This window comes from Altericista sp. CCNU0014, assembly GCF_044923475.1.
Lineage (GTDB): Bacteria > Cyanobacteriota > Cyanobacteriia > Thermosynechococcales > Thermosynechococcaceae > JAAURS01.
In genome coordinates, this window is the sequence record NZ_CP137338.1 from 4,249,987 (window position 1) to 4,267,225 (window position 17,239).

Consider the following 17,239-nt stretch of genomic DNA (forward strand, 5'->3'; position numbering starts at 1 on the left):
GCGTAGAGAATAATCGTAATCTAAGACCGAGGACAGGGATCGCCTACTACAGCGCCAGCCCGTCTTTTTTGAGTTTCCTAAACGGATCTAGAAATAAATCGATGACTCGCCGCTTTCGGATGATGACCTCTGCCGTGGCAGTCTGTCCGGCTTTGAGCGCGATCGCCTTGCCCTGAGCCTCAATAAACGGCTGCGCTAGCTCAATTTCAACTTCAAAATTGCTGGTAGTATTCCCAGGAGTCGCCGTTGGGGACCCCATCGGTGCCGGTAGGCTAGAGGTCGGAGAAATCCAGTTCACGCGTCCCGGCAGGATACCGTAGTCTTGGAACGGGTAGGCATCGAACTTCAGCTTGGCAGGTAGCCCTACCTTGAGAAAACCCGTTTGTTTATTGTCCATCCGCGCCCTCAGGACCAGCCGGGCATCCTTGGGTGCAATTTGGGCGATGGTTTGACCGGGCTGTACTACCGCTCCAGGGTGCTGGACGAGCAACTGAAAAAGGGTACCGCTAGCAGGGGCATAGAGTACCCGCTGCTGTCGCTGATACTGAAGCGATTTAATCAGGTTTTTGGTTTGGCCTGCTTCAGATTGGGCGTCGATAATTTGAGACTGGAGTTCCTTCACCTGCTTGGTTTTGTCGCTGAGACTCAGCTCTCCGTCCCGCAAAATCCGCTGGTACTCCTTGCGCTGCTTTTGGACTTCGGCTTCGGCCTGCTGGACATCGGTTTGAGCCTTCTGAAATTGCTGGTCGTTCTGGATCGCAATGCGCTCGGCATCTTCCACCTGCGATCGGGCAATGGCCCCTTGCGCGCTCAGCTTGCTTAGCTGTGCGATCCTCGCCTTATCTTTAGCCTGGATATTTCGAATGAGTCCGATAGACTCCTGAAAAGCACTTTTCTGCTTTTGCACCTTATCGATAGTGGCTTGTTGGCTGGCGACTAGGGCCAGAACCTGCTGTCTTGCGGTGCTGAGGCTGCTCTCTAAATCGGCTTTAATTGCCGTAAGCTGCGTTTGTCGATTCAATAAGCCTTCTAATTTAGCCTGCGCCTGCTGTAAATCGGCATTCACCACATCGGACTGAAGCTCCATGAGAGGCTGTCCTCGCTGGATCGCCTGTCCCTCTTTAACTTGGATTGTCGCGACGGTCCCTGCCACGGGCGCGTCTAGGCGAATGGTATTGCCTTTAGGCTCTAAGCGACCCTGTGCGGTTCCCACCTCATCCACCTGTGAAAAGGCAGCCCAAGGCAGCACTACTACGGTAAAGGCCAGCATCAGGTATAGAATGCCCCGCGTCCAAAGCTTGGGTAGCGTGTTGATGGTCTCGTGGGTCGCCACCGACCAGTCGAGGCCGTGCGACGGTGGCTCTAGGAGTGCCGAATCTTGGGGGGCAAGGGAGCGAATGGATGGTGCGAGGGGCAGTATGGCTTCCTGAGGGGGTGAAACGGCTACTGGGTATGGGTATTGTTCCAGTTTTTCAAATAGCCCCGGTCCCAGCTGGAGATATCCGAGCTGTACGAACCGAATCGCGTGGGCTAATTCCTCTGGCGGCGTATTTTTTAAGAGATAGCCCCTCGCTCCGGCTTGGAGCGAATCTCGGATGTAGTTTTCATCGTCATGGCTGCTGAGCATCAGCACCTTTGTCTGGGGGTAACGATCGCCGATCGTGCGAGTGATGTCTAGACCGTTCATTCCGGGCATTTCAATATCTACCAAGGCAATGTCGGGACGCAGCGCCTCAATTTGGGACAGAGCCTCCGAGCCGCTATTGGCCGTTCCCGCAATTTCAAAATCTGCCACAGAAGCTAAAGAATACTGAAGCATTTTGCACACAAAATTCTGATCGTCCACAATCAAGATGCGGATGGGGTGGGACGCGGGGGTTGCAGGAGCGGGACCTGCATTATCAGGAGAAATCGTGGGGTCGAAAAATTCGCGATCCATATCCATCGAATGAAAGGCTCCACGGATTAAACGGCAGCGTTCAACTGTTGTTGATTCAAATAGAAATACTGCCCTCGACGGGCCATCAACTCATCGTGAGTCCCTTGCTCGACCAACACCCCGCGATCTAAGACCAGAATGAGATCGGCGCTGCGAACGGTCGAAAGCCGATGGGCGATCGCGAGGGTGGTTCGATTGTTGAGGATGGTCTTGAGGTTGGTCTGAATGATGCGCTCGGACTCGGTATCGAGGCTGCTGGTGGCTTCGTCTAAGATGAGCAGGCGCGGGTTGCCCAAGAGGGCGCGGGCGATCGCCAGTCGCTGTCGCTGTCCGCCAGAAATCATACCGCCGCCTTCACCAATGGGGGTTTCGTATTTGAGGGGAAGTTCGTTGATAAACAGATCGGCTCCGGCTTGTCGCGCGGCTTCTCGAATCTCTTCCATCGTGGCACCGGGGCGAGCGAGGCAGATATTTTCGCGAATGGTACCTCCAAACAAAAAAGTTTCTTGATCGACCACGCCGACCTGAGGGCGCAGGGAAGATTTGGAAATCGCGCTCAAATCGTGACCGTCAATCAGAATCCGACCGCTGTTCAAGGGATACAGCCCCAGCAGCAGCTTGGCTAACGTCGTCTTGCCGGAGCCGCTGCGTCCCACGATCGCCACGGTTTGTCCGGGTTGCACCTCAAAGGAAATATTCTCTAAGGTATTGCGATCGCTCTCAGCGTTATAGCGAAACGTCACCTGCTGAAACGCGATGTGCCCCCGTACGGGCGGTAGCGAGGGCATCCGCAACGCCTGCTCGTCTTCTTCTGGAGGGGTATCGAGCACGTCATTGAGGCGTTCCACAGCAATGGCGACTTCTTGAAAATCGTTCCACAGGGCAACCAACCGCTCAAAAGGGCTAAAAACATTACCTAGAAGCATGTTAAAGGCAAAAAGCTGACCGATGCTGAGCTGGTCGTTAATTACCTGCCAAACCCCAAACAAAAAAATGAGCCGCGTTCCCGTGTTTTCCAGAACCTCATTAACGAGCGTGAGTCGTTCGCGCAGCAGTTGCCCTGAAAAGTTCGTTCGAATCGATTGATTGAAGAGTTCCTCCCAGCGCCAGCGCACGAGTCGCTCGATTCCGAGGGATTTAATCGTCGTTACCCCCGTCAGTGCCTCAATCAGATAGCTTCCTTCTTTCGTTTTAGCGTTAAAAATCTCGCGAGACGCCTGCTTCAAAAATGGGGTCGTAATCAGCGTGACGGTTGCCAAAACCGGAAAAAGCACCGCTGCCGTTAATGCCAACTGCCAGCTATACCAAAACATCAGCCCGAAGTAGACAAATACCATGAGCAGGTCGATGAGGGTGAGAACGGCATCGCTAGACAGAAACCGGCGAATGGTTCGGTTTTCACCGACCCGAGAGGTAATATCGCCCACGTAGCGGGTATCGAAATATCGTTGGGGCAGTCGAAACGCATGGGCAATAAACCCCACGGCCAGGGACAAATCGACGCGATTGGCCGTATGAAACAGGAGATACCGCCTCAAGCTCCGCATGAATATCCCAAATAGACTGAAAATTAACAGCCCCGTCCCCGCTGCAAAAAACGTCGAGGTGCTGCGCTCCACCACCACTCGGTCTAGCAAGATCTGGGTAAAAATAGGCGTACATAATCCAAAGACTTGAATCAGCAGCGACGCCAGCAATACTTCTACAAAGACCCATTTGTAGGGCTTCAGTAACGCGACAAACCGCCATAGGTTGGACTGGGCTTCCGGGGCGTGCTGAAAGGCTTGGGTGGGTTGGAGTAGTAGGGTATAGCCCGTCCACCCTTTCTGAAACTGCTCGCGGGAAAACTTGCGCCGACCCAAGGCCGGATCCGAGACCGTCACGCTATTACGATTGATGGCGTAGACCGCAATGTAGTGGTTGCCCTCCCAGTGGACGATCGCCGGAAGCGGCTGCTTTGCCAGACTTTCCAAACTCCCCTTCACGGGCCGCGTGGCAAACCCGATACTTTCTGCTGCTGTCACGAGGCCCAACAGAGAGGCCCCATCGCGATCGACGTTGGCTAAAGGGCGGAGCTGATGGATGCTAAACTGCTTGCCCCAGTAGCGACCGACCATCGCCAAGCAGGCAACGCCGCAGTCCGACATGCTTTGCTGCTTCACAAACGGATAGCGTTGGGTGAGTTGCTGCCACCAATGTCCTAGCTTCACCGCTGGACTGGGGAAATAAACCTGAGGTACCCGATCCTGCGGGAGCGCCGGAAGCGTCGCTGGGGTAGAGAATCCGGCGAACGGAGCACTTACAGCAGTATCTGCCGCTGGCGCAGCCAGACTTGGCAGCGGCTGTGCTTGTCTTGGCGCTGCAGATGTCTCGCGATCGCGCATCTGCTCGAGGACTTCGCTCGGCAAGCGATAGAGTTCTGTCGGTCGGACCACCTGCCACCGACCGGAACCTCGCTCGGCACCGTACAAGCTGCCGCTGAGGAGACGCTGACCGGATGGCCCCGCTATTTCGCCTTGGCGAATCAGCCAGATCTGCGCGGAGTCGGCCAATGCAGTGAGATGGGTGCCAGGGGCCAGCATTTCGCGCTGGAGAGCGCTGAGTAATTCCCATAGCTGCGATCGCGATAAATCTCGAAACTGTTTGTGCTGGAAAAACAACAGCAGCAGATCTCGATAGCGCGCTTGCTCGCAGAGGCGATCGCGAATCTGCGGGTATTGCTGCCAAAGCTGCTGCAAACAATCCTGGGTTAGATATCCCAATTGCGCGCCTCGAGCGGCCCGCACCCCATAGGGCTGTAGGTTTAGTTCTGGGAACAAAGAGGCTTCGCCCAAAGGCGTACCGCTGGCCAGAGAAATGACTAAATTTCCCTCGCCGTCGATCAGGCGAACCCTCCCCGACAAAATAATGTATAGCCCGACCGGCCCGACCAACGTTTCCCATAGGATCTGGCCTGCGGTCGGTTCCGTGCGGCGCATGGATTTCAAGCAAAATGCGAGGTCTTCTTCAGAAAGGGTTTCGCCTAAAGCTTCGCAAATTTGCACGCTAAAGTCTGACACTGGCACAAACGCTTTCAACCCTCAACCTTTACGTCTTTCAACAAACGGCCAGTTGAACTCTGGAATCGTCGCTGGGTTGAGATCCCGAATCAAAATTTTTGAGGACCGATGACTCTCCCCCTTCTCGGCTGGCGTAGCATTTGCCGTTCGCGTGGATAGGCCCATTTGCTGAAGCAGTCGATTGATGTGGCGATCGCTCACCTCAATACCCAACTCTTTGGCTAAGTGGTACCGCAACCACCCCGCCGTCCATCGCTTAAACGGGTAACCATAAGTTTGAGGGCTTTGTTTGACCAAGTTACTTAGATAGGCTACGTACTCATCTGTAATGACCTTGGGCCGTCCGATTGGCTGCATATTCCAAGCCAAGGTCTTTGCTGTTTTTTTCTGGCGTTTCACTGAAGCAAATCTCCCATAGAATAGCCCTACGCCCCCTTCGTCTCAGATATGGCTATCTTAACCGCCTCTTAGAAGATAAGTCACAAACAAGCTGGAGCGAATTTTTCAACGTGACTACTTTTTAAGTAAGACGCTTGTTTGTCCTCAACAAGCTGTAGCAAACGATCGCAGTCCGTAATAGATACAAATCCTTGGAAAACTCTTTGAAGGGGATATATACCAAAGCTTGAATCGTAGCAATGTCAAGCAACGAGCGGGCACTGAGTCCTGTCTTTATGTCCGAGTTTATGTCCGAAAAAGAGTTCGAATGGGCTTGATAGATCTTGGTTGAGTGAATACCATGCAGCATACAGTTCCATAAATTACGAGTCTTTTTCCAGAGTGGAAAGGGGATCGGCTGATTTTAATAGGAGAACTAAAAATGGCTAATATTACACTTGTCGATTTGCAACTTGCAGGCTCTGGGTTGTTTTCAGGTTCTGAGAGCTTCATCGATTCTATGCAAGGTCTATCGGAAAACGAACTGAAGCTGACGTTAGGAGGCAGCGGAAAGTACGGTAGAGGTAGCGGCAGTGGCAGCGGTGGCGGCAGTGGCAGTGGCGGCTACGGCAGCGGTAAAGGTAGTGGCAGTGGCAGTGGCAGTGGCGGCTACGGCTGTGGCTGTGGATACCACTGCTAAACGTCAAAATTTTTGTATAGCACAGTAAAGGGCTTTGGCTCTTTACTGTTTCTTTGTTAAACCCTTTTTACTCGGGAAATATAAATATGTCTGAGATTTCTATTCATGACTTGAGGATTGCCGGTTCGGGCTTATTTGCAGATCCTGAAAACTTTATTGGCTCTATGCAAGACCTATCAGAAAATGAGCTAAAAATGACTCTTGGCGGAAAGAAGGCTGGTAAGAGTAAAAAGTCGAGCGGCCATAGCAGCAACAGTAACAGCAGCAACAATAATTGTTATTGCTGTTATGGCGATGGTGGCACGGGCGGCGGTCACACGGGCGGCGGTCACACGGGCGGCGGTCACACGGGCGGCGGTGGAAACTAAGCGTTTTTACCAATAGATTGCTGTAGCTTGCCAGCAAGCACCTGAATATTAGGTGCTTCGTTTCTATTCATGAGAGCTGGCGCTAAACCAAGCCTCTATTTGAAAGAGCCAACCGCCCCATGACTTTTCTATTGAGTTCGGAAAATATATTTGATTATCTCGTCCGGTTCAACCTTTGTGCGGTGGAAGATCGTTCGGCGATCCAAGTGACCGCAAAGGAGTATAAAAACTTTAATTTATTGGTCAATCTAGGAAATCGACGATCGCTCCTAGTCAAGCAAGAGCGTCCGAACGCTCAGAAGAACGAGCGCAATGCACTCTGGCATGAATGGCGCGTTTGCGAGTTTGTTCGACATTTTCCAGAGCTTCAACATCTCGAATCTTCGCTTTCAGAGGTCGTTCACTTTGATTTAGAGAATTCTATTATCGTTCTCAATTATTTTGAGAACTACAGCGACTGCGCTCGGTTCTATGCCGATCGCCAAAATCAATTTTTTCCAACGGCGATCGCCGCCTCTCTCGGTACGACCCTTGCAACGCTTCACAAAAGTACCTTTGCATCCCAATCCTACCGAGCGTTTTTAACCCAATCTCCCACTCCTGGAGATTCCGCGAACGTTCGGACTCCAAATTTTTTAAGGGGATTAGAGCGAGTAGGACCCGGTCTTTTTAGCAGAATCTCGACCGATGGGATTGAGTTCTGGAAGCTTTACCAGCGCTATGAAAGTCTGCATCAGTCGATGGTCGGCCTTTGCGAGACGTTCGATCCGTGCTGTCTCACCCATAACGATCTGGGGCTGCGGAATATTTTGATCGATCTCAGTTGGAATACCTCTCCTGCAGAATCGCCAAACTCCGCTCCTATCGTGCGGCTGATCGATTGGGAGTTTTTTAGTTGGGGGGACCCTGCCTGCGATCTGGGAATGGTGTTGTCTGGCTATCTCAAAATTTGGTTGCGCAGCCTGGTGGTCAGTCGCGCGATCGACATTCAAATGGCACTGCGGCTTGCTACGACGCCCTTAGAAAAATTACAGCCTTCGATGGTGGCTCTCCTCAAAAGTTACACGACCAGCTTTCCAGAAATTCTAGAGCGACATCCTAACTTTTTGAGCCGAGTCATGCAGTTTACCGGACTCCTGCTGATCGAAAGAATTCAAGGAAAGCTAGAGCAACTCGATCCGTTTGACAACACCGGTATCTGCACGCTTCAGGTCGCCAAGGCGCTTTTGTGCAACTCAGAGCAATCCATCCTCAACGTTCTGGGTATCGCCAGTGCAGAAGCGATCGCGCGACCGATTCCGGCTTAGCGGGATACCCCACCCAACCGAGCATTGCCATACCTCCCTCGCTCGAACATCGATAACATCAGACAGTTGACCCTAGGACGCTCCAGCAAAATGCAATGCAACGACCGAATTTTACCGATCGAACCTTCAATGCTCCCGCAGATCGGGTTCTCCAAGTTTTAGAGGATATTGCAAACCACGTTCGGATTCTGCCTAATTTTCACTTCAGTCATTCTCGCTACACTCCTCGAGCGCTCGAACCCGAACTTTTTAACAGCCTTCAGCAACTCTCAACGCAACACCAAGACGATTATTTAAGATGGCGGCTGGGGAGCTATCTGTTTAGCCTGTACGAAGGCGGAGGTAATCCCCTCCCGATCGAGCCGAGGGCCGAGGCTGCGAGTCTTTCCACTCCTCAGGATAGGCCATTTCAGAACGCCGCATTGGGGGTGCATTCCCCCTTTTACGAGCGCCTGCACGCACGCAATACTGGCAAGGGATACTTTGACCCTAGGTGGCAAGTCCTGCGTCAAGAGCGGGACGGGCTTTTTGCCGTTCGCAAAGATGGACTGACGGTGCACGTTGGAGATCGCCACCTTCAAACGTCCACCATTGCCGCGGGCAATACCGTATCGATCCGCCTGCCCTCGAACTGTATAGAAAATGGATGCTATGTCGCGATCGGCAACGCGGGACCGTGTCAAAAAGACAGCTCAAACCCTGCCCCAAGGGTCGATCTTTTCTTCAACCTGAACCTTGAGGGCGTCATCGACGGCATGCAGTATTTCACAAATGCCCTTAACGACCTCAATTTGCCCTTCACCTTTGCCGTTCCCTACGACGAAGAACGGTGTAGAGAAGCCCGTATTGCTGCCACCCTTACAATTCACAAGGGCGACTACCAAGCCATTCAACCCATCCTGGCTCGGTTTTGGATCGGTCACGCCGACCGATTTCGGCCAGAGGTTCCCTTGTTTAGCAAAACGCTAGTCCCTGGCCTAGCGCTAGCGGAACAGCCCCTCCATCCCTTTATTCCTCAAGAAAACTTTGGGATGAATCGGTTTCAAATTATTGCCGCAGGAGCGATCGACGCTTGGAGACAGAAAAAGACCTCCTCCTCAGAGCGAGAAGCTTTCATCCTAAAAAGCTTTCGCAACCATCAGGTAGACCTGCGTTATCCTTACCTCAACAACCCTTCCCTCAATCACGAGGAAGATGACGGTTATTCCTTCGCAATCCATTCCTGAAATCGCGCAGTCCTCGGCATTGCGATTTTTATTCTTTATGCGTTCGGGATCTCGGAAGGGCGCGAGTTCTCGCGCCCTTCCAATCCGCTACTTCGCCTCTTGACGTTCTTTGGCTTCCTTGATCACCTCTTCTGCCACATTGGCAGGGCAAGGCGCATAGTGACCGAACTCCATAGAGAATTGCCCGCGACCAGAGGTCATGGTACGCAGATCGCCAATATAGCCAAACATCTCGCTGAGGGGGACATCCGCTTTAATGCGCGCACCCATCGGGCCAGTTTCCTGAGATTTAATCATGCCGCGACGTCGGTTTAAGTCACCAATGACATCACCCATGTAGTCATCGGGTGTGAACACGTCCACATTCATGATGGGTTCCAGAATCTGGGGGCCAGCTTTGGGGATGGACTGACGGTAGCCCGCCTGGGCCGCAATTTCAAAGGCGATCGCCGAGGAATCCACAGGGTGAAACGAACCGTCCGTGAGCGTGAACTTCAAGTCAACGCAAGGGAAACCTGCCAAAACGCCTTTTACAATGCTGGACTTAAAGCCCTTTTCAACCGCAGGCCAAAATTCCCGAGGTACCGTACCACCTGTGACTTTAGATTCAAATTGGAACCCACTCCCCGGTTCTCCCGGTTCGACCACATAGTCGATGCGGCCAAACTGACCGGAACCACCCGATTGTTTCTTGTGGGTATAGCTGTCCTCAATGCGTTTGGTCACGGATTCGCGGTAGGCCACTTGAGGTTTACCCACCTCAACATCCACGCCGTGAGTTCGTCTCAGAATGTCCACCTTAATATCCAAGTGCAGCTCGCCCATCCCCTTGATGATGGTTTCGCCGCTCTCTTCATCGGTCATGACGTGGAAAGACGGATCTTCTTGCACCATCTTGCTGAGGGCCATCCCCATTTTTTCATCGCCACCCTTGGTTTTGGGTTTCACAGAAATGGAAATCACGGGGTCTGGGAAGACCATGGGTTCTAAGGTTGCCGGATTCTTAGGATCGCAGAGGGTATGTCCGGTCTGGACGTTCTTCATCCCCACGATCGCCACAATATCCCCTGCCTGCGCCGAATCGATTTCTTCGCGGGAGTTGGCGTGCATTTCTACCAAGCGGCTGACTCGCTCGGACTTGCCCGTGTAGGTATTGAGTACCGTGTCGCCCTTAGAGAGGGTGCCAGAGTACAGACGCGTAAATGTCAGCGCGCCAAAGCGATCGTCCATGATCTTAAAGGCCAGTGCCCGCAAAGGTCTGGTCGGATCCACGATCGCAAAATTTCCTGTTTCGTGACCTTCTAAATCCACTTCTGGTTGCGGCTTCACTTCCGTAGGGTCGGGAAGGTAATCCACGACCGCATCCAGAACCAACTGCACGCCCTTATTTTTAAAGGACGAACCGCAATAGGTCGGGAAGAAAGCCAAGTCGCGGGTTCCTTTGCGAACACAGCGCTTAATGTCCTCGATGGATAGCTCTTCACCTTCAAGATATTTTTCCATCAAGTCGTCGTCCTGCTCCACAGCCAGCTCGATAAGCTGTTCTCGGTAAGCTTCGACGTCATCTACCATATCGGCAGGGACTTCTTCGATCGTGTAATTCATGGGATCGCCGGAGTTGTCCCAGATCCAAGCCTTACGAGTGAGCAAATCGACGACGCCCTTGAGTTGGTCCTCAACACCAATCGGCAAAACCATCACCAGTGGTTTTGCTGCCAGAATATCTTCGACCTGCTTCACCACGCGGAAAAAATCGGCTCCCGTCCGGTCGAGCTTATTGACGTAGATAATCCGCGCAACCTTAGAGTCATTGGCGTAGCGCCAGTTGGTTTCAGATTGAGGTTCTACCCCACCAGAAGCACAAAACACGCCAATCCCGCCATCTAAAACCTTGAGGGAACGATAGACCTCGATCGTGAAGTCAACGTGACCTGGGGTGTCAATGATATTGAGCTGATGGTCTTTCCAAAAGCAAGTGGTGGCAGCGGACTGGATTGTAATGCCGCGCTCCTGCTCTTGCTCCATGAAATCCGTCGTTGCCGCACCTTCATGCACCTCGCCGATTTTATGAATTTTTCCGGTCAGCTTTAAGATTCGTTCGGTAGTGGTGGTTTTGCCAGCATCTACGTGGGCAAAGATACCAATATTTCGATAGCGGGTGAGGTCTTTCATGTCTATTCTCTAATTGGGCGCGACAAACCAGACAGTCTTTGAGGGTTACTCAAAGGGAATCAGAATTGCCTTTGTCGTCATGTGCAGTTCAAATGTTAAGCCCTCGCCGAACGGAGAACCTCTGTGTCTGCTAAGGGCAACAGTTTTAATTGTAAAGTGTCGCGATGTAAAGTTGAAAGGGGATATGTGCGGTTGTCCCTACCGGAAGGCTCGATCCGACCGTATCGCGCTAACGAGCGCTCGTTTCCAGGGCTTCTTGTACTTCTGAGGGCAGGTTTGAGAGGAAATCGTAGCCCGTGCGCTGCTCTAATTCCCGAACGGTCGTGCGGAATGTTTGCCATCGTTCTGCCTGGATGCCCTGCTGGTTGGGGATTAAAACTGCGATCGCCCGCGTTTTGAGGGTGATGCTGCTCGGTCCCAGTCCGGGTCGATCGTTGACAACGACGATCTTCCAAAAGGCGGCAGGCACGGTAATGGTGGCGTCTGCGGACGCCTGACGTAAAGCGATTTCCGTTGCTGCCCCCGCAGTCCCCACTCCTCCTTTTCCAGTCGTTCCGGCAATAATATAAAGCTCTTTCCCCGACCTCGCTAAAGTACGACAGTAGCTTTCTAAATCTTCCCACGGCCCCCGGTTGTTATCCGGGGCTTGCGGCGCAATGTTGGTCATGTAAAATACCGCCGCAGAGTCTGCGGGCGTGCGGTTGCGATCGGCGGCGGGCACGATATGTCCCCGATCGAATCCGCGCCCCGTATAGTTGCGGGGCGTTACTTTGTACCAGCGCGGCGGCAGGTCGGGATCGGGGGTGAAGGCAGGACGGTCCAGGGTGCCCAGCCAAGATGCATTGAGCTGCCAGCTCGCCCAAGCGGGAGTGTTAGTGGCGCGATCGTAGAGCAGCGCGTACTGAGGCCGGAGAAACAGGTGATAGCGATCTGCCGCGAGGGAGGTCCCATGGCTGGGATTGCCCAACATCAAATGAATGCTACCCGATGGGGGCGCTTGCACTATCGACTGACAGCTCCCGCACAAAACGGCGATCGGCAGAAAACTCAGCAACAGCCGTCTCAGCCTGACGCAAAAACGTTGAATTCGGAAAATGATATCCATAGCGTCGGATCGAGTTTAAAGTCCTGCCCTTAAAGCGCTGACAAAACGATGACTAGGTACTATCGTCCGCTAAAGTGGGTACTCTAAAACCAAAGATATTGGGTTTACTTTGTTGTTTTACTGGAGCGTTTGGGCGTAATGAGTTTTTCAGAACAGGCAACAGAAAAAGCGCGACCGGAGAGTAGCATCCTGGCAATTCGGCCCTTTAAAGCCCGTCGGCCTTGGCTGGTGCTGTTGACTTTGCCTGTCATTTTGTCAGTCCTACCCGCTTGGGGCCAGCGTTCTGTCTCGCAGTTAGAGCAACAGCTCCAAGCAGCAGTAGCCCAAAGCAACTGGGCGTCTGCCGTACAAATTGTCGATCGGCTGATTCCACTGGTGCCCGGTCAAGCCAGTCAGCTCAAGCAGTACCGCGCCCAACTAGAACAGCTCTCGCGCAATAGCGTTTCTAAACCGACTCAGCTTCAAACCGCCGCCCAACCTCAAGGATTAGTGCCCATTAAGCGCCGCAGCAACGGCGTGCCCGTGATCGACGTGATGTTCAACCAGCGCAAAACGTTTGAAATGATGGTCGATTCCGGTGCTAGCATTACAACCATCACTCGACCGATGGCAGCCGCTTTAGGGATCGGTACTGCTCAGATCACCCAATACGCTACCTTTAAGACGGCCAACGGCTCCACGAAGATGCCAATTGCGTTCCTCAAGGCAGTCACGGTCGGAGGTCTCACGGCCACCCAGATCCCCGTCGCGATCGCGGGGCCAGACATGGAAATGGGCCTATTGGGTCAAGATTTTCTCCAGCGCTACGATGTCAGCCTCCGGGGCAGCCGAATTGAATTTCACGATCGCCGCTAGGACAATTGGCCCGTCCTGGAAACTGCACCCTCAGCGGGATGGCTCCTATCCTCGCTAGCGCTGTTGCTGCCGGACCAGTTCCTGCTGGATCAAATTCATCAAGCCCGAGTCAGATTGGCTGCGCTGAGTCAATTCGTTGAACTCGCCAATGGAAAGATTGTTTCTGCGGATGATGTTAGCCGACTCATCGAAAAAAGACGAGCAAACGGACTTGACATTGCTGGGAAGTCGATCTTGCCGACAGACATCGTTGGGAAGATTGCCGTTCATCATCCGCCTGACGTCCTTGTAAGCCTTACGGCGCAACGGCTCGATTTCTAAAACCGCCTCCGCGTAGCTGCGAATTTTACTGGCAGATTGGGCGGCAACTGCCGAAGACCAGGTTATCTGCGCAACTCCTTGGCCCGACCAAGTCGGCACGATGCCAGTTAGCCATGCACAGCACGCAAGTAAAAGAATTCCCCATCCACGAGCAGCAGAAGCAGAAGCGATGGAGCGCGACAATGCAGAATGGATCATGTTAGCCGGTCACTCAGGCAATAAAGCTCAGTCTTTCTATTTATATTGAAGTGGGTCTCTGGTCAGAAGTTCCTGAAAATGTCTGAAAAACTTAATCTCCGACAGAATTATCGCGCGGTCCGAGCCTTCTTTTCAAGGCTGACTTCAGGGGGCAATCGCCAATTTCCCAAACACGATTGTATTAGACAGATCGGGGGGGTTGGCAGGCTCGACAGAGCTCGATGACCTTGGTTTGTAACGTCCCTTTCGCCTCTTGCCCCTGCTTTAAGGCCGCTTCTAGCTCCATTAGAATGACCAATGTCTGCTGGAGTTGAGCGCAAGAGAGCGCCTTTACATCTTGACTCAAGAAATACACGCGTTTTGGGTTGGCAATCTCTGCTGCCTTCGCGATCGCCCGCTCGTCCCGCTCTCCAGACGCCTGCATCAGCTTCACCCAAAGCCACGTCCGAAACTGCTTGATCAAAGTAGCCGAAATCCGCAGCGGAGGCTCGTTATGGCGCAACAAATCCTCCACCAGACCGAGCGCCTTATCCGGCAACCCTTGCCGCACCCAGTTCGCCAGTTCCAGACTGCTCTGCTGTGTGGTACCCACCAAGGCCACCACCATTGCGGGATCGACCGTTCGTACGGAGCCGTCAGACTGAGTCCCGTAAAGCTTGAGCTTCTCGAGTTCGCTATACAACTGACGAGTATCATTGCCCACCGCCTCTGCGAGCAAATCCAGCGCCGCATCCGTCATGGGTAGCTTCATCTGTCGAGCCGATTGCCGAACGGCATTCCGAATCAGATCGGTTTTCCAAGGAGGAGCAAGGGCAAATTCCTCAACAACGCCCTGCTGCTGCAATAATTTTGCGATTTTACTGCGACCATCGGGTTTACCCTCATAGGTAAAAAGCAGGTGAGACGTTGCCGGCAAAACCGCCAGCGTGCGTTCGAGCTCCGTCAGAAATACTGATGATTCTTGCCCGCTCAAAGGAGGGTCGACCAGCCATACTAAGCGATCCCCTTGCCCGAAAGGTGGCGTCACCGCCTGATTGAGGCCCTGCACGAGCGACTCCGTCGAACTGCCGTTTTCGACCTTATCGAGATTAAAACTTTTCCAAGTCGGATCGAGGACGCGTTCTATCAGCGCTCGCACTGCTTTTTGCAGGCGAAATTCATCATCTCCCCAGAACAAGTAAACAGGCATGGCGCGGCCTACTCCCTCAGTATCGCAGTGAGGTCGAGTGGCAAGAAGCGGCAGCAGAAATGAGGAAAATAGTAACGCCTGCCCCAGCACCTGTAAATTCCATTTCTTTCCTCGCTACCGAACGTTTTAAAGACTTAATTATGCCGCAGGTATCCACCTTGTCGCAAAACTGGACGAGCGATGAGATCGAGCCGCACGTTCTACAAATCGATCCAGGTTCGATGGTTCTTGAGAAATTTATGCCTTTCCAAAGCTCAATCTTCTCCCGCGTCGTCTTCAGTCACTGGAATCAAGTGAATGTGCTTGTAGCCCAGCCTGATTTCAAATTCATCACCTGGATTCAAACCCATTTCTAGCGTGTAAGTAGACCCGATTACAATTTGTCCGTTTCTGTGAACGCTAACCCGATAGGTCGGCTCGCGCCCTCGCCCGTCCTTATTTCTTTCCGGGCTGAGAGGAATCCCCTTCGCTTCAATAATAGCATTCAGGAAATCGCCAATATTAACGCGGGTCTGGTTGCTTTTAGTGACGCTACAATAGCCGCATTGACGAGCCTTTTCGCGACGGGATAGGTGTTGAAGCTCTTTAACTTTTTGCAGTAGTGCTTTCCCTGTTAAAGGGACTGTTTCTGTTTCAGCTGTCATCTAAAAAACGTCCTTTTATATTGTGCGGGCAAGAACAGTGCTAAACGAACGAACATCCTGAGTCTAGCTTTAGGCATAACACTCAGAACTCTCGACTTCTTCTTACGCTCAGTCTAGCAAACTATTCTCTCAAGCAAACAAATTTAGACACTAATTTTGAAGGAAATCTAATTATTTTTTGACGTCCCTAGGCGAAAACGATAGAACTTAAGATCGCGACGATCTTTCGAAGCGCGCAGATAGACGTCTAACGGGATGGCTCTCGGATTTGATTCTAAAGTTTTTAAGAAATCCAACGAAATAGCCTAACATTCTCCATTGGGGCGGAGCTTCTTTTAAAATGGGAGACAAATCTTCCATTCGTTCGATCCGAAGTACTTGGATAAGGCACTGATAAGCTGAAGCTCGATCGAGGAAGAACAACCGCATCCGTTAAAATATTGCCCTTCTCCTCCGCGCGCGTTTGAGGAAGGAACGTTAATTTAATTTTGTAGAGATAATCGAACGATGCAAATTTGCTTTCAAATTCAGCGTCAAAGTACGGAGCGATCGCCCTGGGTTGAAACCTACCTTCTGGAGGCGAGTCCTAATACTACCATTCTTGAATGTTTGAACCAGATTAAATGGGAACAGGATGGCTCGCTTGCGTTTCGCAAAAACTGTCGAAATACCATTTGCGGCAGTTGTGCCATGCGCATTAACGGTCGACCGGCTTTGGCCTGCAAACAAACCGTACAAACAGAGCTGAAGCAAGCTGCTTTAGCGCTTGCCATGCCTGACAGCCCAAATCGCGACGACCTAACCCCTGCGATTGAAATTCAGCCCTTGCAAAACTTCCAGGTTATTAAAGATTTGGTCGTAGAAATGGGTCCGTTTTGGGAAAATCTAGCGCAGGTCGATCCCTACGTCAGTACTGCCGCGCGGGCGATTCCAGAGCGAGAATTTTTGCAGCTCCCTTCAGAACGCGCGGCACTCGATCGAATGGGCAACTGTATTATGTGCGGGGCCTGCTATTCCGAGTGCAATGCCAAGTCCGTAACGCCAGAATTTGTCGGACCTCATGCTTTGGCAAAGGCCTATCGCGTTCTGATCGATCCGCGCGACGACAGCCATTCCGAGCGCGTTGCCAAGTACACGCAAGATTTATCGGGGGTGTGGGGATGCACGCGTTGCTTTAACTGCAATACGGCTTGTCCCATGGATGTTGCTCCTCTCGACCAGATCGCTCGAATTAAGGCCCAACGCTTGGCCGAGACAACCAGCGCAGAAATACGCGCGGTTCGCCACCGTAGAGTCTTGCTCGACCTCGTCGCTCGAGGGGGATGGATTGACGAGCGACGTTTTGGATTGAATGTGGTGGGCAACCGCTTTCGCGATTTAAAGGGATTGTGGAGCTTGGTCCCTTTGGGGCTGCGCGCGATCGCCAAAGGCAAGTTTCCACTGAAGTTCGAGCCATCTGAGGGCACTTCATCCGTGAGGGCGCTCATCCAGTCAATTAAAGTGCGAAAATCATGACGCAATTGATGAAAGGATTGTTTGCTGTGGACCCATCTTCTCAGAATCCCGATCGACCTGAGGCAAACAAACGCTCGGGTTCGGAATTAGCTCGACCAGAACCCAAATTGGGATGGACTGCTTATGCAGAACAAATTAACGGTCGTTTTGCAATGATTGGATTAGCGATTTTGCTGCTTTTAGAAGCGGTTACCCATCAAAGCTTTTTGTCATGGCTGGGCCTATAATCGCCACCGAGCGACGGCACGAGTGCAGTGCCAACA

15 protein-coding genes are annotated in these 17,239 nt (G+C 52.4%); 7 read left to right on the top strand and 8 right to left on the bottom strand.

Features of this window, described 5'->3' with window-relative positions; all coding sequences use genetic code 11:
• Positions 1 to 46: 46 nt before the first annotated feature.
• Genes R6H26_RS20285 through R6H26_RS20295 form a run of 3 tightly spaced genes read right to left on the bottom strand, consistent with a single transcriptional unit; the run spans position 47 to position 5,397 of the window.
• Positions 47 to 1,945: a response regulator gene (locus tag R6H26_RS20285; protein ID WP_404785033.1), complete on the bottom strand. Its 1,899-nt coding sequence runs from the start codon at positions 1,943 to 1,945 to the stop codon at positions 47 to 49.
• A gap of 20 nt (positions 1,946 to 1,965) precedes the next feature.
• Positions 1,966 to 4,998, bottom strand: a complete 3,033-nt coding sequence (locus R6H26_RS20290) for a peptidase domain-containing ABC transporter (RefSeq protein WP_404785035.1) — start codon at positions 4,996 to 4,998, stop codon at positions 1,966 to 1,968.
• A 21-nt stretch (positions 4,999 to 5,019) separates the two neighbouring features.
• Positions 5,020 to 5,397: a transposase gene (locus tag R6H26_RS20295; RefSeq protein WP_404785037.1), complete on the bottom strand. Its 378-nt coding sequence runs from the start codon at positions 5,395 to 5,397 to the stop codon at positions 5,020 to 5,022.
• A gap of 421 nt (positions 5,398 to 5,818) precedes the next feature.
• On the opposite strand from R6H26_RS20295, the gene R6H26_RS20300 reads away from it, so the two are divergent.
• The 4 genes from R6H26_RS20300 to R6H26_RS20315 all read left to right on the top strand — a co-directional run bounded on the left by R6H26_RS20300 (position 5,819) and on the right by R6H26_RS20315 (position 8,977).
• The gene (locus tag R6H26_RS20300; RefSeq protein ID WP_404785039.1) at positions 5,819 to 6,076 is read left to right on the top strand and encodes a hypothetical protein; all 258 of its coding nucleotides are present in this window, start codon (positions 5,819 to 5,821) and stop codon (positions 6,074 to 6,076) included.
• A gap of 86 nt (positions 6,077 to 6,162) precedes the next feature.
• Positions 6,163 to 6,444 (top strand): hypothetical protein, encoded by a 282-nt coding sequence (locus R6H26_RS20305; protein ID WP_404785041.1) that lies wholly within the window; start codon positions 6,163 to 6,165, stop codon positions 6,442 to 6,444.
• Positions 6,445 to 6,563: 119 nt separating this feature from the next.
• Positions 6,564 to 7,751 (top strand): phosphotransferase family protein, encoded by a 1,188-nt coding sequence (locus R6H26_RS20310; RefSeq protein ID WP_404785043.1) that lies wholly within the window; start codon positions 6,564 to 6,566, stop codon positions 7,749 to 7,751.
• A 95-nt stretch (positions 7,752 to 7,846) separates the two neighbouring features.
• Positions 7,847 to 8,977 (top strand): T3SS effector HopA1 family protein, encoded by a 1,131-nt coding sequence (locus R6H26_RS20315; protein ID WP_404785045.1) that lies wholly within the window; start codon positions 7,847 to 7,849, stop codon positions 8,975 to 8,977.
• An 87-nt stretch (positions 8,978 to 9,064) separates the two neighbouring features.
• Here the strand turns inward: R6H26_RS20315 and fusA are convergent, their stop codons facing one another.
• Positions 9,065 to 11,149 carry an elongation factor G gene (gene fusA / locus R6H26_RS20320; protein ID WP_404785046.1) on the bottom strand — a complete coding sequence of 695 codons (2,085 nt, stop codon included), beginning with the start codon at positions 11,147 to 11,149 and terminating at the stop codon, positions 9,065 to 9,067.
• 229 nt (positions 11,150 to 11,378) lie between these two features.
• A complete protein-coding gene (locus R6H26_RS20325; RefSeq protein ID WP_404785048.1) occupies positions 11,379 to 12,254 on the bottom strand; it encodes a DNA/RNA non-specific endonuclease in 876 nt (291 codons plus the stop codon).
• A gap of 138 nt (positions 12,255 to 12,392) precedes the next feature.
• On the opposite strand from R6H26_RS20325, the gene R6H26_RS20330 reads away from it, so the two are divergent.
• The gene (locus R6H26_RS20330) at positions 12,393 to 13,109 is read left to right on the top strand and encodes a TIGR02281 family clan AA aspartic protease (protein WP_404785049.1); all 717 of its coding nucleotides are present in this window, start codon (positions 12,393 to 12,395) and stop codon (positions 13,107 to 13,109) included.
• Positions 13,110 to 13,163: 54 nt separating this feature from the next.
• Here the strand turns inward: R6H26_RS20330 and R6H26_RS20335 are convergent, their stop codons facing one another.
• The 3 genes from R6H26_RS20335 to R6H26_RS20345 form a co-directional block, all read right to left on the bottom strand.
• Positions 13,164 to 13,628: a DUF4168 domain-containing protein gene (locus tag R6H26_RS20335; protein ID WP_404785050.1), complete on the bottom strand. Its 465-nt coding sequence runs from the start codon at positions 13,626 to 13,628 to the stop codon at positions 13,164 to 13,166.
• Between the two features lie 181 nt (positions 13,629 to 13,809).
• The gene (holA, locus tag R6H26_RS20340; RefSeq protein WP_404785052.1) at positions 13,810 to 14,817 is read right to left on the bottom strand and encodes a DNA polymerase III subunit delta; all 1,008 of its coding nucleotides are present in this window, start codon (positions 14,815 to 14,817) and stop codon (positions 13,810 to 13,812) included.
• 254 nt (positions 14,818 to 15,071) lie between these two features.
• Positions 15,072 to 15,461, bottom strand: coding sequence for an AbrB family transcriptional regulator (locus tag R6H26_RS20345; protein ID WP_404785053.1), 390 nt, complete (start codon positions 15,459 to 15,461; stop codon positions 15,072 to 15,074).
• 507 nt (positions 15,462 to 15,968) lie between these two features.
• Between R6H26_RS20345 and R6H26_RS20350 the strand changes: the two genes are divergently transcribed.
• Complete coding sequence (locus R6H26_RS20350) at positions 15,969 to 16,976, top strand: succinate dehydrogenase/fumarate reductase iron-sulfur subunit (RefSeq protein ID WP_404785054.1); 1,008 nt, start codon at positions 15,969 to 15,971, stop codon at positions 16,974 to 16,976.
• Positions 16,973 to 17,203: a high light inducible protein gene (locus R6H26_RS20355; RefSeq protein ID WP_404785056.1), complete on the top strand. Its 231-nt coding sequence runs from the start codon at positions 16,973 to 16,975 to the stop codon at positions 17,201 to 17,203. The genes R6H26_RS20350 and R6H26_RS20355 overlap by 4 nt, the downstream gene beginning before the upstream one ends.
• Positions 17,204 to 17,239 lie beyond the last annotated feature (36 nt).

What these genes read in the sequence shown, in the direction of transcription:
- R6H26_RS20285 (WP_404785033.1), bottom strand. Translation starts at nt 1,945, where the DNA reads ATGGATATGGATCGCGAATTTTTCGACCCCACGATTTCTCCTGATAAT.
- R6H26_RS20300 (WP_404785039.1), top strand. Translation starts at nt 5,819, where the DNA reads ATGGCTAATATTACACTTGTCGATTTGCAACTTGCAGGCTCTGGGTTG.
- R6H26_RS20305 (WP_404785041.1), top strand. Translation starts at nt 6,163, where the DNA reads ATGTCTGAGATTTCTATTCATGACTTGAGGATTGCCGGTTCGGGCTTA.
- R6H26_RS20310 (WP_404785043.1), top strand. Translation starts at nt 6,564, where the DNA reads ATGACTTTTCTATTGAGTTCGGAAAATATATTTGATTATCTCGTCCGG.
- R6H26_RS20315 (WP_404785045.1), top strand. Translation starts at nt 7,847, where the DNA reads ATGCAACGACCGAATTTTACCGATCGAACCTTCAATGCTCCCGCAGAT.
- fusA (WP_404785046.1), bottom strand. Translation starts at nt 11,149, where the DNA reads ATGAAAGACCTCACCCGCTATCGAAATATTGGTATCTTTGCCCACGTA.
- R6H26_RS20325 (WP_404785048.1), bottom strand. Translation starts at nt 12,254, where the DNA reads ATGGATATCATTTTCCGAATTCAACGTTTTTGCGTCAGGCTGAGACGG.
- R6H26_RS20330 (WP_404785049.1), top strand. Translation starts at nt 12,393, where the DNA reads ATGAGTTTTTCAGAACAGGCAACAGAAAAAGCGCGACCGGAGAGTAGC.
- R6H26_RS20335 (WP_404785050.1), bottom strand. Translation starts at nt 13,628, where the DNA reads ATGATCCATTCTGCATTGTCGCGCTCCATCGCTTCTGCTTCTGCTGCT.
- holA (WP_404785052.1), bottom strand. Translation starts at nt 14,817, where the DNA reads ATGCCTGTTTACTTGTTCTGGGGAGATGATGAATTTCGCCTGCAAAAA.
- R6H26_RS20345 (WP_404785053.1), bottom strand. Translation starts at nt 15,461, where the DNA reads ATGACAGCTGAAACAGAAACAGTCCCTTTAACAGGGAAAGCACTACTG.
- R6H26_RS20350 (WP_404785054.1), top strand. Translation starts at nt 15,969, where the DNA reads ATGCAAATTTGCTTTCAAATTCAGCGTCAAAGTACGGAGCGATCGCCC.
- R6H26_RS20355 (WP_404785056.1), top strand. Translation starts at nt 16,973, where the DNA reads ATGACGCAATTGATGAAAGGATTGTTTGCTGTGGACCCATCTTCTCAG.